Annotated in this window: 4 protein-coding genes; 3 read left to right on the top strand and 1 reads right to left on the bottom strand. The window is 72.7% G+C overall.

The annotated features are described in order from the left end of the window. Positions 1 to 455 precede the first annotated feature (455 nt). Positions 456 to 830, top strand: coding sequence for a hypothetical protein (locus tag G3I53_RS11065; protein WP_164438289.1), 375 nt, complete (start codon positions 456 to 458; stop codon positions 828 to 830). Between the two features lie 66 nt (positions 831 to 896). Here G3I53_RS11065 and gcl read toward each other — a convergent pair whose 3' ends face one another. Then, positions 897 to 2,681: a glyoxylate carboligase gene (gene gcl / locus G3I53_RS11060; protein WP_164338889.1), complete on the bottom strand. Its 1,785-nt coding sequence runs from the start codon at positions 2,679 to 2,681 to the stop codon at positions 897 to 899. Between the two features lie 324 nt (positions 2,682 to 3,005). Here gcl and G3I53_RS11055 point away from each other — a divergent pair, with 324 nt between their 5' ends. After that, positions 3,006 to 3,641: a hypothetical protein gene (locus G3I53_RS11055; RefSeq protein ID WP_164438288.1), complete on the top strand. Its 636-nt coding sequence runs from the start codon at positions 3,006 to 3,008 to the stop codon at positions 3,639 to 3,641. A gap of 43 nt (positions 3,642 to 3,684) precedes the next feature. Then, the coding region (locus tag G3I53_RS11050; RefSeq protein WP_164438287.1) for a GNAT family N-acetyltransferase at positions 3,685 to 4,007 on the top strand (323 nt) is incomplete at its 3' end.

The raw sequence follows: 4,007 nt of genomic DNA, 5'->3' as shown, positions 1-4,007 counted from the left end.
GACGGTCCGGGCAGTGCGCGGGCGCGCGCGGGGGACTGACCGCGCTCCCGCCGGCCGGGGCACCGCCGGCTCCCGCGGACGGCCGGCCGGGCACCGTGACCCGCGCCGAACGGATTCGGTGCTTGGAGAGCGCGGTGTACCGACGGCTGCAAGAGCCGTGCCACGTACGGGAGTCTAGGTCGCGCCCCGGACGTCCGGTGGGCTGTGGACACGCTGAGGACCGGACTGGCGGGGGCGGTGGGGCCGGGGGCGGCAGTGGCTGCGGCGGGGGTGAGGGGGACGGAGACGCCCGTGCAGCGGCTGTGCCGTCAACACGGCGCGCGCACCACCCGACCTATACATTTCGAGGTTCCGCGGAACCGCCGGCCACGCCATCGTGAGGCACCGACAGGACTCACCGGACCCACGGGGGCGAAACGTTCATGAACATCCGCAAGCGTCTCGGCGCTATGGCCATGGTTGCCGCGATCGCCGGCACGGGACTCGTCTACAGCGGCTCGACCGCCAGCGCCGCCACCTGTTACGGCGGAGCGATCGACTACTCGAAGCCGAAGTCGGTCGGCACTCTTCCACATGCCGGCCACTACTACGCGACGACCAGCAGGTGCGGCGACATCAACCTCAGGTCCAACACGAACCGCTACGTCAGGGTCTGCTTCTACAAGTACGTCCCTTCGAAGGGATCGTTCACCCTCAACTACTGCCAGAGCGACTACACGCTGACGACGGCCGGCAAGTGGACGGTGATCGCCACCAACGTCAAGGACAACACGGTCTTCCACTACCGCTTCAGGAGCTCTGCCCGATCGACCGGCCAGACGGCGCACTGAGCACGGGACCGCTGCCGTCGGCAGGGGCGGGCCGCTCATGCCCGGGCCGCCCCTGCCATGCGGTGGTCAGACCTCGAGGGGCCTGACCGCCGTCGGTGCGTGGCCCGGTTCCGTCGCGAGGGGTTCGAACTCGGCGACGTCGCTGATGTCGTTCGTCGTCGACATCGCGATGTTCGTGACGCGTTCCAGGATCGCCTCCACGATCACCGGGACGCGGTGTTCCGCCGCGAGCTTCTTCGCCTGCTCGAAGGCCGCGCCCAGTTCACCGGGGTCGGTCACCCGGATCGCCTTGCAGCCCAGGCCCTCCGCGACCTTGACGTGGTCGACGCCGTAGACGCCCAGCTCGGGGCTGTTGATGTTCTCGAACTCCAGGTTGACCTGGAAGTCGATGTCGAAGGCCCGCTGCGCCTGGCGGATCAGGCCCAGGTAGGCGTTGTTGACCAGGACGTGGACGTAGGGGATGCGGTGCTGCGCGCCGACCGCGAGCTCCTCGATCATGAACTGGAAGTCGTAGTCGCCGGAGAGGGCCACCACCTGCGCGCCGGGGTCGGCCTTGGCCACGCCCAGCGCGGCGGGGACCGTCCAGCCCAGCGGGCCGGCCTGGCCGCAGTTGATCCAGTGCCGGGGCCGGTGGACGTGCAGCAGCTGGGCGCCCGCGATCTGGGAGAGGCCGATCGTGGAGACGTAGCGGGTCTCCGGGCCGAAGGCGCGGTTCATCTCCTCGTAGACGCGCTGCGGCTTGATGGGGACGTCGTCGAAGTGCGTCCGCCGCTGGAGGGTGGCCCGGCGGTGCTGAGCGGCCGCCGCCCAGGCGGTGCGGTCGGGCAGCCCGCCCTCCGCGCGGAGCTCCTTCGCGGTCTCGACGAACAGCTCCAGCGCGGCACGGGCGTCGGAGGCGATGCCGTAGTCCGGGGCGAAGATGCGGCCGATCTGGGTGGGTTCGACGTCGACGTGGACGAAGGTGCGGCCGGCCGTGTAGACGTCGATGCGCCCGGTGTGGCGGTTGGCCCAGCGGTTGCCGATGCCGAGCACGAAGTCGGACTCCAGGAAGGTCGCGTTGCCGTAGCGGTGCGCGGTCTGGAGGCCGACCATGCCGGCGTTGAGCTCGTGGTCGTCGGGGATGACGCCCCAGCCCATGAGGGTGGGCACGACGGGCACGCCGGTCAGTTCGGCGAACTGGACGAGGAGGTCGGCGGCGTCCGCGCTGATGACGCCGCCGCCCGCGACGATCAGCGGACGCTCGGCCGCGTTCAGCAGGGCAAGGGCCTTCTCGATCTGGGCGCGGGAGGCGGCGGGGCGGTAGACCGGCAGCGGCTCGTAGGTGTCGGGGTCGAACTCGATCTCCGTCTGCTGGACGTCGATCGGCAGGTCGATCAGCACGGGGCCGGGCCGTCCGGAGCGCATCAGGTGGAACGCCTGCTGGAAGACGCCCGGCACCTGGGCCGCCTCCAGCACGGTGACCGCCATCTTGGTGACGGGCGCGGCGATCGAGGCGATGTCGACGGCCTGGAAGTCCTCCTTGTGGATCACCGCGGTCGGGGCCTGGCCGGTGATGCACAGGATCGGCACGGAGTCGCCGGTCGCGGAGTACAGGCCGGTGATCATGTCGGTGCCGGCGGGGCCGGAGGTGCCGATGCAGACACCGATGTTGCCGGGCCGGGTGCGGGTGTAGCCCTCGGCCATGTGCGAGGCGCCCTCCACATGGCGGGCAAGGGTGTGGGTGATGCCGCCGGATGCCTTGAGCGCCGCGTAGAAGGGGTTGATCGCCGCGCCGGGAACACCGAACGCGTCGGTGACGCCCTCGCGCTTGAGGATCTCAACTGCCGCGCGGACAGCGGTCATTCGAGCCATGGAGTACTCCTGCTTCGGCCGTCGGATTCGCACTCCCGTCGCGCCCCGCGGTGAGCTCCTCCGGTGGGAACCTGCTCGACTTCCGCCTGTTTTCCATCATGCGGAAATCTTCTTCTGCTATCTGGAATGAATGTAGGGCGGCTGGACGAAGCCCGTCAAGAGAACAAGGGGGCCGGGCCGGGACGGATGCGCCCGCCGCCGGGCGGCCCGGCACGGGCCGGCGGCCGGCGGTGGCCCCAAGTGGCGGACAGGCGGGCGGCCGAGGGAGGACGATGGGGACCATGAGGTGCCGGACCCGGGGGACGGTCCGGGAACGGGGTGGCCATGTCCGAGTACCTGACGGTGCGCTGTCCGGTCTGCCGCCGGGCGCACCGATACACGCTCCCGTCGTATCCCTGCGCCTGCGGCGCCCCCGTCGCGCCGCCCCTGGACCGGCACCGGCCCGCCGTCCCCGTGGCGCACCGGGCCTGGCAGGAGGAGTGGGTCACCGTGCGGTGCGCCGCCTGCGGCCTGCCCGGCGAGTGGCCGCGGCCCGAACTGGGCTGCCCCTGCGGGACGTCGCTGCGGATCCCGGTGGCGGAGGACCGGACGGCCGCGGCACCGGACGGGCTGGTGCGGGACGCGGTGGCGGCGGCCGAGCGGTACCTGCGCCGCCTCGGGTACCGGGACCTGCGCCGGACGGGGCACCGCCTGCCGTCCGGCGTGTGGCTGCGGGGCCACGGCGTCCTCGCCCAGGTCGACCCGGCGGCGCTGCCCGCGACGGAACGGGACGTGGAATGCCTGTGGCTGGCGGCGCTGGCCGAGTCCCGGCGGGGCGTCCACTTCTCCCGCGCCGGACACGCCGACGGCGCCCGCGCCCGCGGCGACGCCCTCGGAGTCCCGCTGTTCCTCATCGACCGCGACGGCGTCCCCCGGCCGGTGAACCAGGCCGCCGACGGCCTGGACGCCACCGGGGCCTGAAATCCCGGGGACGCGCGGGGCCCGGGCGGCCGATACTCGGCGCATGCGCATCCGTCCCGCCGCCCCCGGCGACCTGCCCGCCCTCCAGGACATCGAACGGGCCGCCGGTGCCCCCTTCCGCGACGTCGGCATGGCGGAGATCGCCGACGACGAGCCGCCCTCGCTGGGGATGCTGGAACGCTACCGGCGGGCGGGCCGGTGCTGGGTCGCCGCCGACGGCACGGGCCGGCCCGCCGGGTATCTGCTGGCCGAGCCCGTCGACGGCGCGCTGCACGTCGAGCAGGTCTCGGTGCACCCGCGCGCCGCCCGCCGGGGCGTGGGCCGGGCCCTCCTGGAACACGCCGCCGGCCGCGCCCGCGAGGAGGG

Origin of the sequence: Streptomyces sp. SID14436 (assembly GCF_010548465.1) — a bacterium.
In the GTDB taxonomy this organism is placed as follows: Bacteria; Actinomycetota; Actinomycetes; order Streptomycetales; family Streptomycetaceae; genus Streptomyces.
Note: the sequence above shows the minus strand (reverse complement) of the source record. Positions and strands in the feature narration are given on the sequence as shown.

Excerpts from the sequence above, each read along its gene's own strand:
- G3I53_RS11055 (WP_164438288.1), top strand. The coding sequence starts at position 3,006 with ATGTCCGAGTACCTGACGGTGCGCTGTCCGGTCTGCCGCCGGGCGCAC.
- G3I53_RS11065 (WP_164438289.1), top strand. The coding sequence starts at position 456 with ATGGTTGCCGCGATCGCCGGCACGGGACTCGTCTACAGCGGCTCGACC.
- gcl (WP_164338889.1), bottom strand. The coding sequence starts at position 2,681 with ATGGCTCGAATGACCGCTGTCCGCGCGGCAGTTGAGATCCTCAAGCGC.